Source organism: Mitsuaria sp. RG, from assembly GCF_028369275.1.
Taxonomy (GTDB): Bacteria; Pseudomonadota; Gammaproteobacteria; order Pseudomonadales; family Pseudomonadaceae; genus Aquipseudomonas; species Aquipseudomonas peradeniyensis.
The window spans coordinates 193,294-207,341 of sequence record NZ_JAQMYQ010000002.1 but is presented as its reverse complement, the minus strand read 5'-3'; the positions used below and the strand labels follow the sequence as shown (position 1 = coordinate 207,341).

The 14,048-nt window shown below is 65.1% G+C and carries 16 protein-coding genes and 3 tRNA genes; 12 read left to right on the top strand and 7 right to left on the bottom strand.

Features of this window, described 5'->3' with window-relative positions:
• On the bottom strand, window positions 1-450 hold the full coding sequence (locus POF53_RS02390; protein ID WP_498966195.1) for a GspH/FimT family pseudopilin: 450 nt from the start codon (window positions 448-450) through the stop codon (window positions 1-3).
• 158 nt (window positions 451-608) lie between these two features.
• Here POF53_RS02390 and POF53_RS02385 point away from each other — a divergent pair, with 158 nt between their 5' ends.
• Genes POF53_RS02385 through thiO form a run of 5 tightly spaced genes read left to right on the top strand, consistent with a single transcriptional unit; the run spans window position 609 to window position 3,603 of the window.
• Window positions 609-947, top strand: coding sequence for a hypothetical protein (locus tag POF53_RS02385; RefSeq protein WP_498966193.1), 339 nt, complete (start codon window positions 609-611; stop codon window positions 945-947).
• A complete protein-coding gene (locus POF53_RS02380; protein WP_498966191.1) occupies window positions 944-1,591 on the top strand; it encodes a PilW family protein in 648 nt (215 codons plus the stop codon). Before POF53_RS02385 ends, POF53_RS02380 begins: the two co-directional genes overlap by 4 nt.
• Window positions 1,588-2,058: a hypothetical protein gene (locus tag POF53_RS02375; RefSeq protein ID WP_203648043.1), complete on the top strand. Its 471-nt coding sequence runs from the start codon at window positions 1,588-1,590 to the stop codon at window positions 2,056-2,058. Before POF53_RS02380 ends, POF53_RS02375 begins: the two co-directional genes overlap by 4 nt.
• A gap of 1 nt (window position 2,059) precedes the next feature.
• The gene (locus tag POF53_RS02370) at window positions 2,060-2,452 is read left to right on the top strand and encodes a type IV pilin protein (protein WP_232857364.1); all 393 of its coding nucleotides are present in this window, start codon (window positions 2,060-2,062) and stop codon (window positions 2,450-2,452) included.
• A gap of 53 nt (window positions 2,453-2,505) precedes the next feature.
• Window positions 2,506-3,603 (top strand): glycine oxidase ThiO, encoded by a 1,098-nt coding sequence (gene thiO / locus POF53_RS02365; RefSeq protein ID WP_498966188.1) that lies wholly within the window; start codon window positions 2,506-2,508, stop codon window positions 3,601-3,603.
• A 150-nt stretch (window positions 3,604-3,753) separates the two neighbouring features.
• Here the strand turns inward: thiO and POF53_RS02360 are convergent, their stop codons facing one another.
• Window positions 3,754-3,984 carry a PP0621 family protein gene (locus POF53_RS02360; protein ID WP_050703666.1) on the bottom strand — a complete coding sequence of 77 codons (231 nt, stop codon included), beginning with the start codon at window positions 3,982-3,984 and terminating at the stop codon, window positions 3,754-3,756.
• Between the two features lie 94 nt (window positions 3,985-4,078).
• Entirely contained in the window at window positions 4,079-5,098 is a 1,020-nt protein-coding gene (locus tag POF53_RS02355; protein ID WP_050703667.1) for an outer membrane protein assembly factor BamD, read from the bottom strand.
• Window positions 5,099-5,247: 149 nt separating this feature from the next.
• Between POF53_RS02355 and rluD the strand changes: the two genes are divergently transcribed.
• The 7 genes from rluD (at window position 5,248) to POF53_RS02320 (ending at window position 11,109) form a co-directional block, all read left to right on the top strand.
• Window positions 5,248-6,210, top strand: coding sequence for a 23S rRNA pseudouridine(1911/1915/1917) synthase RluD (gene rluD / locus POF53_RS02350; protein ID WP_203648040.1), 963 nt, complete (start codon window positions 5,248-5,250; stop codon window positions 6,208-6,210).
• Complete coding sequence (gene pgeF, locus POF53_RS02345; RefSeq protein WP_498966186.1) at window positions 6,207-6,947, top strand: peptidoglycan editing factor PgeF; 741 nt, start codon at window positions 6,207-6,209, stop codon at window positions 6,945-6,947. Before rluD ends, pgeF begins: the two co-directional genes overlap by 4 nt.
• Before the next feature lie 262 nt (window positions 6,948-7,209).
• The gene (gene clpB / locus POF53_RS02340) at window positions 7,210-9,774 is read left to right on the top strand and encodes an ATP-dependent chaperone ClpB (RefSeq protein WP_498966184.1); all 2,565 of its coding nucleotides are present in this window, start codon (window positions 7,210-7,212) and stop codon (window positions 9,772-9,774) included.
• 458 nt (window positions 9,775-10,232) lie between these two features.
• Window positions 10,233-10,308, top strand: a tRNA-Asn gene (locus tag POF53_RS02335).
• Between the two features lie 4 nt (window positions 10,309-10,312).
• Window positions 10,313-10,389 (top strand) — tRNA-Pro (locus POF53_RS02330).
• Window positions 10,390-10,395: 6 nt separating this feature from the next.
• A tRNA-Lys gene (locus POF53_RS02325) sits at window positions 10,396-10,471 on the top strand.
• A 101-nt stretch (window positions 10,472-10,572) separates the two neighbouring features.
• Complete coding sequence (locus POF53_RS02320) at window positions 10,573-11,109, top strand: dihydrofolate reductase family protein (protein WP_498966182.1); 537 nt, start codon at window positions 10,573-10,575, stop codon at window positions 11,107-11,109.
• Window positions 11,110-11,233: 124 nt separating this feature from the next.
• Here POF53_RS02320 and POF53_RS02315 read toward each other — a convergent pair whose 3' ends face one another.
• The 4 genes from POF53_RS02315 to POF53_RS02300 form a co-directional block, all read right to left on the bottom strand.
• Complete coding sequence (locus POF53_RS02315) at window positions 11,234-12,529, bottom strand: NAD(P)/FAD-dependent oxidoreductase (RefSeq protein ID WP_110739752.1); 1,296 nt, start codon at window positions 12,527-12,529, stop codon at window positions 11,234-11,236.
• Between the two features lie 84 nt (window positions 12,530-12,613).
• Window positions 12,614-12,787 carry a DUF3094 family protein gene (locus POF53_RS02310; RefSeq protein WP_050703672.1) on the bottom strand — a complete coding sequence of 58 codons (174 nt, stop codon included), beginning with the start codon at window positions 12,785-12,787 and terminating at the stop codon, window positions 12,614-12,616.
• A gap of 132 nt (window positions 12,788-12,919) precedes the next feature.
• Window positions 12,920-13,549 (bottom strand): DUF1780 domain-containing protein, encoded by a 630-nt coding sequence (locus POF53_RS02305; protein ID WP_110739751.1) that lies wholly within the window; start codon window positions 13,547-13,549, stop codon window positions 12,920-12,922.
• Window positions 13,550-13,604: 55 nt separating this feature from the next.
• Complete coding sequence (locus POF53_RS02300; RefSeq protein WP_498966179.1) at window positions 13,605-14,036, bottom strand: hypothetical protein; 432 nt, start codon at window positions 14,034-14,036, stop codon at window positions 13,605-13,607.
• Between the last annotated feature and the right edge of the window lie 12 nt (window positions 14,037-14,048).

The following is a 14,048-nucleotide window of genomic DNA, read 5'->3' as shown; positions in this document are numbered from 1 at the left end:
TCAGTCCGGTGCACAGCGGCGGCCCTCGTCGTTGCGCAGGCTGACCCGGCCACTGGGGCTGAGCACCACCTGATGACGGCTGTCGAGGGTGGTGCGCGGGCAGATGTCCAGCGTGGTGCCGACGAAGCCCATCCCCAGCGGCGCCCCCCGGGCGCTGAACCTCACGACCCGGTCCGAGGTCGTGGCAATCCTCAGCGGCCTGTGCAGGCGATGCGCCTGCAACAGCTCGCCATCCTGCTCCAGCACCACCCGCCAGCCCTTGCCCCAATTCTCCTCCAGCGGCCTGACCAGCACGGCCTGGTGCCTTAGCGCCGCCTGATTACGGGCGCCGCGCAGGGCCTGTGCCAGCTCCCTGGCCACGGCACCGACGTAAAGCTCATCGCTGAACTTGCTGTAGGCCGATATGCCCTGGTGTGTCAGAAGGCTCAGCACGCCCAGTGCGAACATCATTTGTATCAGTGTTACGCCTTGTTGCCCCACGCTGCATTCCTCCCTGGAAGTGCTTCTCTGTAGCTTCCAGGACGCCCAACAAAGGCGCCAGTCGGCCGGTTCGGGTTGCGGCCTAGGAAAGATCCCAGGAGGGGGTTATGGGGGCGAGGGAAGGGGGCATGACGCTGCTGGAGGTGCTGCTGGCTGGCACGCTGCTGACGCTGGGACTGTTCGCATCGGCGGCCTTGCAGCTGCGTGGGCTGCAGGCCGTCGAAGGGGCGCGGCGGGAAGCGCAGGTGTTGCAATTGGCCCAGGGCATGTTGGAGCGGGTCAGGGCTGCCGGGGCGCTCGAGGCGGGCGAGGAAGCAGCCTGGCAGTCGCGCCTGACCCAGGTGCTCGGTAGTGCGGCGCAAGGGCGCATGAACCTGGCCGGGGGCGTGCTGGTGCTGGACGTCGATTGGCCGGGCCTGGGAGGGGGGCGGCAGTCGCTGAGCGTGCAGGGCAGGGTGCTGCCATGAGGCACCGGCAGGTGGGTTTGGGCCTTGTCGAGGCACTGCTGGCCCTGGCGCTGGGCCTGATGCTGCTGGTGGCTGCCGGCCAGGTATTCGTCTCGGCGTATCAGGCCTTGCAACTGCAAGGCGCGGCGGCGCGCCTGCAGGATGACGCCCGCCTGGCCTTGCAGCGAATGGCCGAGGATATTCGCCAGGCGGGGATGTTCGGTTGCCTGCGTCTTGAAGCCGAGGACTTTGCCGATCCTGGCGCGGCCCAGGCTTTCGCCTCGCCCATCGAGATCATGGGCGACAGCCTGACCCTGGTCGGCGCTGAGTTGCCCGGGTTGCTCGGCAGCCCGGACTGGACCGTGCTCAGCGACTGCCGCAGTTGGGCGCGGGTGCAGCCCGGGCAGCACGTCGGGGACGGCGAGTTGCTGGCGCTGCCGGTGCGCCGGGTGACCTATCGGGTGCGCAACGGCAGCCTGATGCTCACCAGCAATGCGCAGCATGCCAGTCTCATCGACCAGGTGCGGGCGCTGGAGGTCAACCGTGTCGAGGCGGGCGCGGGCGAGCGCCTGGATATCCGCCTGACCCTGGATGACCGGCAGCATGGGCTCGAGCAGCAGCATTCGCTGAGCGTGGCCCTGCGCAACCCGGGAGCCGAGTCGTGACGGGGCAGCGTGGCATCGTGCTGGTGCTGGCGTTGATCCTGAGCCTGCTGTTCGGCCTGCTGGCAACCCTGGCGCTGCGCGAGGCACTGTTGCAGCAACGCCAGGCAGGCGATCAACTGGCCGGCGCACGAGCCTTCGAGCAGGCGGAGGCAGCCTTGCTCGAAGGTGTGGAACTGCTGGCAGGCGGCATCCCGGTCCCATGTCAGGCCTGTCCGCCGCCAAGTCCACCTGATACGCAGCCTTCCCCACCCTGGCTGGCGACCCAAAGTGGCTTCGTTTACCTGCAAACCCTGGGAGACAGCCTGCGTGTCGCGGGCCAGCCCGTCGGGGACAGGCTGACGCTGGTCCGGGTGACGGCGGTGGGCCTTCAAACCCGCGCGCGGCAACTGCTGGAGGCGGTCTATGCCATCGACGATGACGGCGCGGTGAAGCGGATCAGCTGGCGCCAGCGCCTGGGGGAGGGCTGAGATGCAGCGCGGCCTTGGTCTGATCGAATTATTGATTGTCGTGGCGCTGATCGGCATGCTGGCAGCCATTGCCTACCCCAGCTACAGCGACCAGTTGCGGCGCGCCGCGCGAAGCGAAGCGGTCGGCCTGCTGCAGGACGCGGCATTGCGCCTGGAGCAGCACCGCGCACGCGTGGGCGGTTATGCCGACAACGAGCAGCTGACCACCGTGTTGCCCGCGGGCACACGCTACTACCGCCTGCAGGCCTGGCGCGACACTGACCGGTTCAGCCTGCGCGCCAGCCGTGTGCCCGAGGCCTTCATGGCGGATGACCGTTGCGGCGACTTCCTGCTCGACCAGGCGGGCGTGCGCGATAACACGGGCGCGGGCGACCAGGCGTGCTGGGGAAGCTGAAGATCATGAGGTGCCCAGGCACCGTGGAATTACTTCAGGTGTTGGATCGAACCATGAGCAAGCAAGTAGTGATTGTCGGCGGCGGTGTCATCGGCCTGCTGACCGCGTTCAACCTGGCGGCGGATGTCGACCGGGTGGTGGTGTGCGACCAGGGCGAGGTGGGTCGGGAGTCGTCCTGGGCCGGTGGCGGGATCGTTTCGCCGCTGTACCCGTGGCGCTACAGCCCGGCGGTGACCGCCCTGGCGCACTGGTCACAGGATTTTTATCCACAGCTGGGCGAGCGTCTGTTCGCCAGCACCGGTGTCGACCCCGAGGTGCATACCACCGGGCTGTACTGGCTGGACCTGGACGACGAAATCGAGGCCCTGGCCTGGGCCGCGCGCGAGCAGCGCCCGCTCAGCGCAGTGGATATCTCGGCGGCCTACGACGCCGTGCCGGTGCTTGGCCCGGGCTACCGCCATGCCATCTACATGGCGGGCGTGGCCAACGTGCGCAACCCGCGGCTGGTGAAGTCGCTGAAGGCCGCGCTGCAGGCATTGCCGAACGTGACCCTGCGCGAGCATTGCCAGATCAGCGGGTTCGTCCATGAAGGTGGCCGCGTTACCGGTGTGCAGACCGAGGACGGAGTGATCGCCGCCGACGATGTGGTGCTCAGTGCCGGAGCCTGGAGCGGCGACCTGCTGCAGACCCTCGGGCTGACGCTGCCGGTGGAGCCGGTGAAGGGGCAGATGATCCTGTTCAAGTGCGCCGAGGACTTCTTGCCGAGCATGGTCCTGGCCAAGGGGCGCTATGCGATCCCGCGTCGCGACGGGCATATCCTGGTGGGCAGTACGCTGGAGCATGCCGGCTACGACAAGACCCCGACCGGGGATGCGTTGGAGAGCCTGAAGGCCTCGGCGGTGGAGTTGCTGCCGGCGCTGGCGGATGCCGAGGTGGTCGGGCATTGGGCTGGCCTGCGTCCTGGCTCGCCGGAAGGTATCCCGTATATCGGCGCGGTGCCGGGGCATGAAGGGCTATGGCTGAACTGCGGGCATTACCGCAACGGGCTGGTGCTGGCGCCGGCGTCGTGCCAGCTGTTCGGTGATTTGCTGCTGGGGCGCGAGCCGATCATCGATCCGGCGCCGTATGCGCCTGCGGGGCGGTTGGGCTGAGCGCATAACCCACTGTAGGAGCGGCCTTGTGCCGCGAAAGGGTCGCAAAGCGGCCCCGGCGATCTTTGCGTCAACGCTGAAATCCTGGGGCCGCTACGCAGCCCTTTCGCGGCACAAGGCCGCTCCTACAGAGAGAGGGCGCGTAGGCTGTCAGCGCTGCTGGCCTGGCCCCTGCTCCAGATGCTGCTGGCTGCAGTACCACTCCTGGCCACGCTGCAACGCCCGGTCATTGGGCAGGTGCACGCCGCAATGGGCGCAGCGCACCATCTTCAGCGGGTCCTGCAGGCGCGGCTCGGCAGGTGATTGCTGACTGGTCTTGAACTTGCGCCACAGCCAGAACGCGGCGGCGATCAGGGCGATCCAGAAGAGTAGGCGAACCATGGTGTCCAGCTTGTCGAGAAAAGAAGCCGACAGTCTAGGACGCAGGCATGAAAAAAGGGAGGCCTCGGGCCTCCCTTTCTTTGCGTGCGTGGTATCAGTCGAACAGACCGAAGGTCATGTAGCTGAACCACGAGCGGTCCTTCTCGGCTTCCTTCGGACCTTCCGGCAGGATCGGGTCGCCGTTCTCGTCCTTGGGCAGCAGCTCCTGCGGAATCTCGGAGCGGGCATCCTGGAACTGCTTGACCACGTCCTGGTTGGCGCGGGTCTCGCCCGGTGGCAGCGGCGCCTGGGTGTCGATCAGGCCCAGGGTGGCCTTGGACAGCCACGAGCGGTTGCCGTTTTCATCCACTTTGGCGACGAACTGGCCATCGACCAGGCTCGGGTGGTTCGGGTAGTTGAGCTTGAGGGTCTCGAGGCTGGTGGCCGCCAGTTCGTCCAGGTGCATGCGCTGGTACGACTCGACCATCACCGCCAGGCCATCACCCACCGACGGGGTTTCCTGGAAGTTCTCGACCACGTAGCGGCCACGGTTGGCGGCGGCCACATAGGCCTCGCGGCTCAGGTAGTAGTTGGCCACGTGGATCTCGTAGGAGGCCAGCAGGTTGCGCAGGTAGATCATGCGCTGCTTGGCGTCCGGGGCGTAGCGGCTGTTGGGGAAGCGGCTGGTCAGCTGGGCGAACTCGTTGTACGAGTCGCGGGCGGCGCCCGGGTCACGCTTGGTCATGTCCAGCGGCAGGAAGCGCGCCAGCAGGCCACGGTCCTGGTCGAACGAGGTCAGGCCCTTGAGGTAGTAGGCGTAGTCGACGTTCGGGTGCTGCGGGTGCAGGCGGATGAAGCGCTCGGCGGCGGACTTGGCGGCCTCGGGCTCGGAGTTTTTATAGTTGGCGTAGATCAGCTCGAGCTGGGCCTGGTCGGCGTAGCGGCCGAACGGGTAGCGCGATTCCAGGGCCTTGAGCTTGTTCACGGCGCTGGTGTAGCTGGAGTTGTCCAGGTCGGCCTGCGCCTGCTGGTACAGCTCGGCCTCGCTGAGGTTCTCGTCAATGACTTCCTTGTTCGAGGAACAGGCAGCGGTGAGCCCGAGGATGGCGATCAGCAGCAGGTGTTTCACTTGCATGGCGGCTTGCGTCCCTTTGACGGCCGCTGTCTTGGGCGGTGCCGTCCTGTTATGATGAGCGCCCCCGGCCAAACCCCGGGGCAAAAGAAGCCGTATTTAACCACAAGCGCGCAGCCGAAACCAAAGGCTGAACGCCCGTCGATTCGAGCATGTCCGAGATCATTCAACTTAGCGCAGAGGTCCCGTCCGAACTGGGCGGCCAACGCCTCGACCAGGTCGCCGCCCAATTGTTCGGCGAGTACTCGCGTTCGCGCCTGTCCTCGTGGATCAAGGATGGCCGCCTGACCGTCGATGGCGCGGTGCTGCGACCGCGCGACACCGTCCACACCGGCTCCATCCTGGCCCTCGAAGCCGAGCAGGAGGCCCAGGGCGAATGGGTGGCTCAGGACATCGAGCTGGACATCGTCTACGAGGACGACCAGATCCTGGTGATCAACAAGCCCGCCGGGCTGGTGGTCCACCCGGCGGCCGGTCACCCCGATGGCACCTTGCTCAACGCCCTGCTGCACCATGTCCCGGACATCGTCAATGTGCCGCGTGCCGGCATCGTGCACCGCCTGGACAAGGACACCACCGGTCTGATGGTGGTGGCCAAGACCCTGCAGGCGCAGACCAACCTGGTCGACCAGCTGCAAAAACGTTCGGTCAGCCGCATCTACGAGTGCATCGTGGTCGGCGTGGTGATCGCCGGCGGCAAGATCGACGCGCCGATCGGCCGTCACGGCGGCGAGCGCCAGCGCATGGCGGTGACCGAGGGCGGCAAGCCGGCCGTCAGCCACTACCGCGTGCTCAAGCGCTTCCGTTCGCACACCCATGTGCGGGTCAAGCTGGAAACCGGGCGCACCCACCAGATCCGTGTGCACATGGCACATGTCGGCTATCCGCTGGTCGGCGACCAGACCTACGGTGCACGCTTCCGCATCCCGCCGGCTGCCAGCGTGGCCATGGTCGAGGCGGTCAAGCACTTCCCGCGTCAGGCCCTGCACGCGCGTTTCCTGGCGCTGGACCACCCGACCACGGGTGAGCGCATGGAATGGAAGTCGGAGTTGCCAGACGACTTCCAGTGGCTGCTGTCGCTGCTCGACCAGGACCGCGAGAGCTTCATCGGATGAGTGGCCTGGCGCAGTCGCTGATCCTCCCCGACTGGCCGGCCCCGGCCTCGGTTCGCGCCTGCGTCACCACCCGCGAGGGCGGCGTCAGCCTGCCGCCCTATGAATCCTTCAATCTGGGCGACCATGTGGGTGATGACCCGCAGGCGGTGGCCGAGAACCGTCGACGCCTGAGCGACGAATTCACCATCCAGCCCGCCTGGCTCAAGCAGGTGCACGGGCTGGTGGTGGCGGATGCCGATCCCGCCGTGGTTGCCGAAGCCGATGCCAGCTGGACAGACCAGCCGGGCATTGCCTGCACCGTGATGACCGCTGATTGCCTGCCCGCGTTGTTCTGCGACCGTGCCGGTACCCGTGTGGCAGCTGCCCATGCCGGCTGGCGCGGGCTGGCCGGTGGCGTGCTGGAGGCCACACTTGACCGCCTGGCGCTGGCGCCTGAAGAGGTCATGGTGTGGCTGGGCCCGGCCATCGGGCCGCAGGCGTTCGAGGTGGGTATGGAAGTGCGCGATGCCTTTACCGCCGTGCATCCCGAGGCCGCCGCAGCCTTTGTTGACGGCGAGCGTCCTGGCAAGCTGATGGCCGATATCTACCAGCTGGCGCGGATCCGCCTGGCGGCGCGTGGCGTTACCGCCGTTTATGGTGGCGGGTTCTGCACGGTCAGTGACCCGCGTTTCTTCTCCTATCGCCGCACTCCGCAGGGTGGGCGCTTCGCTTCGTTGGTCTGGCTGCAGCCGCGCTGACCTTACCCGGCCCACGCGGACATCGCGTGGGAGCGGGCTTGCCCCGCGATAGCGCAGGCCCTGCCACCTCAATCTCAACTGCTGACGCCATCGCGGGGCAAGCCCGCTCCCACGTTGTCTCACGTCACTGGTGCTGACCTCTGTCAACCCCGCTACGCTTGAATCTTCCAGAATCACCCTTATCTATTGGTCATCTCAGGCAGGTTCTTCATTACAGGTGCTGTCCATCGCTCCGCCTGCCCTTTAAAGGAAGGTATCCCCCATGCGAATAGACCGACTGACCAGCAAGCTGCAACTCGCGTTATCCGACTCCCAATCCCTGGCCGTGGGCATGGACCACCCGGCCATCGAGCCCCTGCACCTGCTGCAGGCGCTGATCGACCAGCAGGGCGGCTCGATCAAGCCGCTGCTGATGCAGGTCGGCTTCGACATCAACAGCCTGCGCAAGGCGTTGACCAAGGAGCTCGACCAGCTGCCGAAAATCCAGAACCCCACGGGCGATGTGAACATGTCCCAGGACCTGGCGCGCCTGCTCAACCAGGCCGACCGCCTGGCCCAGCAGAAGGGCGACCAGTTCATCTCCAGCGAACTGGTGCTGCTCGCCGCCATGGACGAGAACAGCAAGGTCGGCAAGCTGCTGCTCGGCCAGGGCGTGAGCAAGAAGGCCCTGGAGAACGCCATCAACAACCTGCGCGGCGGCGCGGCGGTGAACGACGCCAACGCCGAGGAATCGCGCCAGGCCCTGGACAAGTACACCGTCGACCTGACCAAGCGCGCCGAAGAAGGCAAGCTGGACCCGGTGATCGGCCGTGACGACGAGATCCGCCGCACCATCCAGGTGCTGCAACGCCGCACCAAGAACAACCCGGTGCTGATCGGCGAGCCCGGCGTGGGCAAGACCGCCATCGCCGAGGGCCTGGCCCAGCGCATCATCAACGGCGAGGTGCCCGATGGCCTGAAAGGCAAGCGCCTGCTGGCCCTGGACATGGGCGCACTGATTGCTGGCGCCAAGTACCGCGGCGAGTTCGAAGAGCGCCTCAAAGGCCTGCTCAACGAACTGAGCAAGCAGGAAGGCCAGATCATCCTGTTCATCGACGAACTGCACACCATGGTCGGCGCCGGCAAGGGCGAGGGCGCCATGGACGCCGGCAACATGCTCAAGCCGGCCCTGGCCCGTGGCGAGCTGCATTGCGTCGGTGCCACCACGCTCAACGAATACCGCCAGTTCATCGAGAAGGATGCCGCCCTCGAGCGCCGCTTCCAGAAAGTGCTGGTGGAAGAGCCGAGCGAGGAAGACACCATCGCCATCCTGCGCGGCCTGAAAGAACGCTATGAAGTGCACCACAAGGTGGCCATCACCGATGGCGCGATCATCGCCGCGGCCAAGCTCAGCCACCGCTACATCACCGACCGCCAGTTGCCGGACAAGGCCATCGACCTGATCGACGAAGCGGCCAGCCGCATCCGCATGGAGATCGACTCCAAGCCGGAAGTGCTCGACCGCCTCGACCGTCGCCTGATCCAGCTGAAGGTGGAATCCCAGGCGCTGAAGAAAGAAGAAGACGAAGCCGCGAAGAAGCGCCTGGAGAAACTGACCGAGGAAATCGACCGCCTGGAGCGCGAGTACGCCGACCTCGAAGAGATCTGGGCCTCGGAAAAAGCCGAGGTGCAGGGCTCGGCGCAGATCCAGCAGAAGATCGAGCAGGCCCGCCAGGAGCTGGAAGCCGCCCGCCGCAAGGGCGATCTCAGCCGCATGGCCGAGTTGCAGTATGGGGTAATCCCGGACCTGGAGCGCAGCCTGCAGATGGTCGACCAGCACGGCAAGACCGACAACCAGCTGCTGCGCAACAAGGTGACCGAGGAAGAAATCGCCGAAGTGGTCTCTAGGTGGACCGGCATTCCCGTGGCCAAGATGCTCGAAGGCGAGCGCGAGAAGCTGCTGAAGATGGAAAGCCTGCTGCATGAACGGGTGATTGGCCAGGACGAGGCGGTGACCGCCGTGGCCAACGCTGTGCGCCGTTCCCGCGCCGGGCTGTCCGATCCGAACCGCCCCAGCGGCTCGTTCCTGTTCCTTGGGCCCACCGGCGTGGGCAAGACCGAGCTGTGCAAGGCGCTGGCCGAGTTCCTGTTCGACACCGAAGAGGCCATGGTGCGCATCGACATGTCCGAGTTCATGGAGAAACACTCCGTGGCTCGCCTGATCGGCGCTCCACCAGGCTACGTGGGCTATGAAGAGGGCGGCTACCTGACCGAAGCCGTGCGCCGCAAGCCGTACTCGGTGGTGCTGCTCGACGAGGTGGAGAAGGCCCACCCGGATGTGTTCAACGTGTTGCTGCAGGTGCTGGAAGACGGCCGCCTGACCGACAGCCACGGCCGTACCGTGGACTTCCGCAACACGGTGATCGTGATGACCTCCAACCTGGGCTCGGCGCAGATCCAGGAACTGGCCGGTGATCGCGAGGCACAGCGCGCGGCGGTGATGGACGCGGTGGGTTCGCACTTCCGTCCGGAGTTCATCAACCGTATCGACGAAGTGGTGGTGTTCGAGCCACTGGGCCGCGAGCAGATCGCCGGTATCACCGAGATCCAGCTTGGTCGCCTGCGCGGTCGCCTGGCCGAGCGCGAGTTGAGTCTGAGCCTGAGCCCGGAGGCGTTGGACAAGCTGATCGCCGTTGGTTACGACCCGGTGTATGGCGCACGGCCGCTCAAGCGTGCGATCCAGCGCTGGATCGAGAACCCGCTGGCGCAGTTGATCCTGTCTGGCGAGTTCCTGCCGGGTGCGGCGATCACTGCGAAGGTGCAGGGCGAAGAGATTGTCTTCGGCTGATCACTGCCATCATGAAGAGCCCCGCGAAAGCGGGGCTTTTTTATGTTGGTTGTCCTGATGCCATCGCGGGGCAAGCCCGCTCCCACGCTGATCGGTGCCACCAGGTACCCTATGCGTGGGAGCGGGCTTGACCCGCGATAAGGCCAGTGCAGGCGCCGCAAACCCCTGATTTTTCGGCTTCCTACCTAACTTGCTGAAAATTTTGAAAAAAGTGCTTGCACAAAATTCAGAGTGCCCCTAATATTCGCCCCGCTGTCAGGCACTGAGCGAATCACCAGCAACATCGGGGATCGCAAAACAACTTACAAATCAGTAAGTTGAACGAAAAAAAGTGGTTGACAAGCAAAACGAAGAATGTAGAATAGCCGGCCTCAGCAGCGACAACGCGAAAGCGAAGCAGCTAAAGAGTTCGAAGCTAACACAGACTTCGAAGCAGTAAAGATGTACCGAAGTTCAGTTCCGCGATAGCTCAGTCGGTAGAGCAAATGACTGTTAATCATTGGGTCCCTGGTTCGAGTCCAGGTCGCGGAGCCAATCTCGGGGTGTAGCGCAGTCCGGTAGCGCGCCTGCTTTGGGAGCAGGATGTCAGGAGTTCGAATCCCCTCACCCCGACCATTTTCCGGGTCGTTAGCTCAGTTGGTAGAGCAGTTGGCTTTTAACCAATTGGTCGTAGGTTCGAATCCTACACGACCCACCATGTAAAAAGGGCATCTCGAATGAGATGCCCTTTTTCTTTTGTCCGCGATTTATATTCCCACCCTTGCTACCCTGTGGCCTTTGCCCGCAGGAGCGCCACGCATGTCCCTCAAAGCCCGTGTTTTCATCGCCACCAGCCTGGATGGCTACATCGCCCGTGAAGACGGCGGCCTCGATTGGCTGATGGGCGCGACCCAATCCACCGACGACCATGGCTACGCCGGGTTCATGGCGGGCGTCGACACGCTGGTGATGGGGCGCGGGACCTTCGACAAGGTCATGACCTTTGGTGAGTGGCCATATGCCGATACGCGGGTCGTGGTGGTCAGCGCCAGCCTCGAGGCCTTGCCCAAGGGCGCGCCGGCGCAGGTCGAACTGCATCCAGGGCCGATCCCGGCATTGCTCGAGCACCTGCAGGCCACGGGCGCGAAAAGCCTGTACCTGGATGGCGGCAAGCTGATTCAGGGGTTCCTGCGCGAGGGGCTGGTGGACGAGATGACCATCACCCGCATTCCCGTGCTGCTGGGGCAGGGGATTCCGTTGTTCGGGGATTTGGCGAAGGATGTGCTGTTGCAGCACATGAAGACGACCAGTTACGAGAGTGGGTTTGTGCAGAGCACGTATCGCGTGGTCAGGTGAATCGCAGGGGCCGCTGTGCGGCCCTTTCGCGGCACAAGGCCGCTCCTACAGGCGATCGCGTCCCCCTGTAGGAGCGGCCTTGCGCCGCGAAAGGGCTGCGCAGCAGCCCCAAAATCTCAAAGCCTCAGTGCAGTTTGAGTCGCGGCTCAGTCCCACGCCCAATCTTGCTACCCAGCATCATCATCGCCGTGCGGAAGAACCCATACAACGCCATCTGGTGCATCCGGTACAGCGACACATAGAACATCCGCGCCAGCCAGCCCTCCAGCTTCACGCTGCCCATCAGGTTACCCATCAGGTTGCCCACCGCCGAGAACCGCGACAGCGACACCAGCGAGCCATAGTCCTTGTACTCATAGGTCGGCAGCGCCTTGTTCTCCAGGCGCGCCTTCAGGCTCTTGGCCAACAGCGAAGCCTGCTGGTGCGCAGCCTGGGCCCGTGGCGGCACGTTGCGGTCGCTGCCCGGCTGCGGGCAGGCGGCGCAGTCGCCGAAGGCGAAGATATTGTCGTCGCGGGTGGTCTGCAGGGTCGGGCGCACCACCAGCTGGTTGATGCGGTTGGTTTCCAGGCCGTCGATATCCTTGAGGAAGCCCGGCGCGCGAATGCCTGCCGCCCACACCTTCAGGCTGGCCTGGATCACTTCGCCGGCCGCCGTCTTCAGGCCATCTTCGGTCACTTCGCTGACCGCGGCGTTGGTCATCACCGTCACGCCGAGTTTTTCCAGGGTCTTGTGCACCGGCACGCTGATGCGCTCCGGCAGCGCCGGCAGCACCCGCGGGCCGGCCTCGATAAGGGTGATGTGCATGTCTTTCGGCTGGATCTTGTCCAGGCCGTAGGCCGCCAGCTCATGGGCGGCGTTGTGCAGCTCGGCCGCCAGCTCCACGCCGGTGGCGCCGGCACCGACGATGGCCACGCTGATCTTCTCGCTGGCCACATCGCCCGCGTGGGCACGCAGGTAATGGTTGAGCAGCTGCTGGTGGAAGCGCTCGGCCTGCTTGCGGCTGTCGAGGAACAGGCAGTGCTGCGCCGCGCCCAGGGTGCCGAAGTCGTTGGTGTTGCTGCCCACGGCGATCACCAGGCTGTCGTAGCCGATGGTGCGCGCAGGCAACAGCTCACGGCCCTCGTCGTCGAGGGTCGCGGCCAGCTGGATCAGTTTGCTTTCACGGTCCAGGCCGCTCATGCGGCCCATCTGGAAGTTGAAGTGGTTCCACTTGGCCTGGGCCACGTAGTTCAGTTCGTCTTCCGAGGAGTTCAGCGAACCGGCCGCCACTTCGTGCAGCAGGGGCTTCCAGATGTGCGTCAGGTTGGCATCAACCAGGGTGATCTCGGCCTGTTTGCGCTTGCCCAGGCTTTTACCCAGGCGGGTCGCCAGTTCCAGGCCGCCGGCGCCGCCGCCGACAATCACGATGCGATGAGTCATGGGGATATCTCACAAGTTTTACGGAATTCGTGGACACAAGGTCCGGCCGCGTCCGGCATGAGGGGCGGGCGAGCGCAAGGCAGCTCATAGCACCAGTCCACTCAGCAGGCGGCTCAACAGGCCCAGACCGATGGTCACGGCCACCACCAGCAACAGGAGCAGCAACGGCCGGAAGGGCCTGCGCTCGACTTGATGCTGGGGGGCGCTCAGATACTCATCGACGCGACGCTGATCTTCGGGATTCAGGCGGCTGGTCATGGTGGGCCTCGTCAGATAGACGTTTGTGACTGCGTGTACGCCACAGCGTTCACGCAAACGCATGGGTCGAATGATAATGCTTTCTATCCCTGGCGCCGAGTGTACGTGATCGCAAACACACCCGGCACTGGATCAAAGACTGATACCTACGTCGAACACGATGCTGCGCCCCAGGTTGCCGCGCAGGAAATCCGGCGCGTCCGGGTGGGCGAACAGCACCCGGGCGAAGGTCGGCCCCACCAGCGACAGCGAGCGCCAGCCCTGGCGCAGGTATTCGGTGGGCGGCGGGAAATGGCTGTTGAGGTCGAGCACTTCGCGCTTGAGGCTGGAGAAGGCGATGATGTCCAGCTCGCCCAGGTCCAGCCCGCGTTCGCGGTAGTTGTGCGATTTCTTGCGCAAGGTGGGCGCCAGGCGCGCCAGCAGCTCCTGGGCGCTGATCCGCCGTGGCCGCTGTTCGCGGCGCACCAGCTGGGCTAGGGAAAACGCGCTGCGCCGCCGTTGCAGCTCTTCGCGCCACTCGTCGTTGAGCCGCCGGCCCTCGTCGAGCACGAAGAACACCTCGAATGCCGCGTCGCGGAACAGCACGTCCGGCGGCTCCTGCCCGGCCGGGGTGAAGTCCTCGCTGCGGTAGGGAATGTTCAGCCCTTGCAGCAGGCGCTGGCAGACCCAACGCTCGCGTTCCCATTTGCGGGCATTGGACAGGAACGCATTGGCTTGTTCGGCCTGGATGGTAAGCAGGCGCAGGTAGTCTGAGTCATCCATGGGGACAAGCTTAGTCGCTAATTGATGACGGTAAGATGCTGTTTGTGCGTGGGAATCAGCCCAGCACCAGCCATTGCTGCACGACTCCGAACAAGTGCAGCAGCCCGCCGCCCACGCAGATCGCCGAACTGACCGCGATGAAACGCCGGCTGCGCCCGGTGCCGGCCAGCAACAGCGGCCCCAGCAGGCCACGGGCCAGGTACACCAGGGTGATCAGGCAGATGATCGGCATCAGCAACGGCAAGGGTGCGATCACACCGGCTGCCGATACCGCGTAGGCGGCCCAGACCAGCAGTACCGATGCGATAAGCAGGGTGACCAGGGCAGGGTAGGCACGCCCTTGTTCGGCGGCCCGGGCCATGCGCTCGCCTGCGCCGAACAGACGGTACCAGCGCGGGCCCACGGCGATGACCATCAGGTGCAGCACCCCCGCGATGGCGCTGAACAGTGCGCCCAGCAGCAAGGGCAGGTTGATGCCTTCGGTCATCGGGGATGCGTC

What these genes read in the sequence shown, in the direction of transcription:
- POF53_RS02390 (WP_498966195.1), bottom strand. Translation starts at nt 450, where the DNA reads ATGATGTTCGCACTGGGCGTGCTGAGCCTTCTGACACACCAGGGCATA.
- POF53_RS02385 (WP_498966193.1), top strand. Translation starts at nt 609, where the DNA reads ATGACGCTGCTGGAGGTGCTGCTGGCTGGCACGCTGCTGACGCTGGGA.
- POF53_RS02380 (WP_498966191.1), top strand. Translation starts at nt 944, where the DNA reads ATGAGGCACCGGCAGGTGGGTTTGGGCCTTGTCGAGGCACTGCTGGCC.
- POF53_RS02370 (WP_232857364.1), top strand. Translation starts at nt 2,060, where the DNA reads ATGCAGCGCGGCCTTGGTCTGATCGAATTATTGATTGTCGTGGCGCTG.
- thiO (WP_498966188.1), top strand. Translation starts at nt 2,506, where the DNA reads ATGAGCAAGCAAGTAGTGATTGTCGGCGGCGGTGTCATCGGCCTGCTG.
- POF53_RS02360 (WP_050703666.1), bottom strand. Translation starts at nt 3,984, where the DNA reads ATGGTTCGCCTACTCTTCTGGATCGCCCTGATCGCCGCCGCGTTCTGG.
- POF53_RS02355 (WP_050703667.1), bottom strand. Translation starts at nt 5,098, where the DNA reads ATGCAAGTGAAACACCTGCTGCTGATCGCCATCCTCGGGCTCACCGCT.
- rluD (WP_203648040.1), top strand. Translation starts at nt 5,248, where the DNA reads ATGTCCGAGATCATTCAACTTAGCGCAGAGGTCCCGTCCGAACTGGGC.
- pgeF (WP_498966186.1), top strand. Translation starts at nt 6,207, where the DNA reads ATGAGTGGCCTGGCGCAGTCGCTGATCCTCCCCGACTGGCCGGCCCCG.
- clpB (WP_498966184.1), top strand. Translation starts at nt 7,210, where the DNA reads ATGCGAATAGACCGACTGACCAGCAAGCTGCAACTCGCGTTATCCGAC.
- POF53_RS02320 (WP_498966182.1), top strand. Translation starts at nt 10,573, where the DNA reads ATGTCCCTCAAAGCCCGTGTTTTCATCGCCACCAGCCTGGATGGCTAC.
- POF53_RS02315 (WP_110739752.1), bottom strand. Translation starts at nt 12,529, where the DNA reads ATGACTCATCGCATCGTGATTGTCGGCGGCGGCGCCGGCGGCCTGGAA.
- POF53_RS02310 (WP_050703672.1), bottom strand. Translation starts at nt 12,787, where the DNA reads ATGACCAGCCGCCTGAATCCCGAAGATCAGCGTCGCGTCGATGAGTAT.
- POF53_RS02305 (WP_110739751.1), bottom strand. Translation starts at nt 13,549, where the DNA reads ATGGATGACTCAGACTACCTGCGCCTGCTTACCATCCAGGCCGAACAA.
- POF53_RS02300 (WP_498966179.1), bottom strand. Translation starts at nt 14,036, where the DNA reads ATGACCGAAGGCATCAACCTGCCCTTGCTGCTGGGCGCACTGTTCAGC.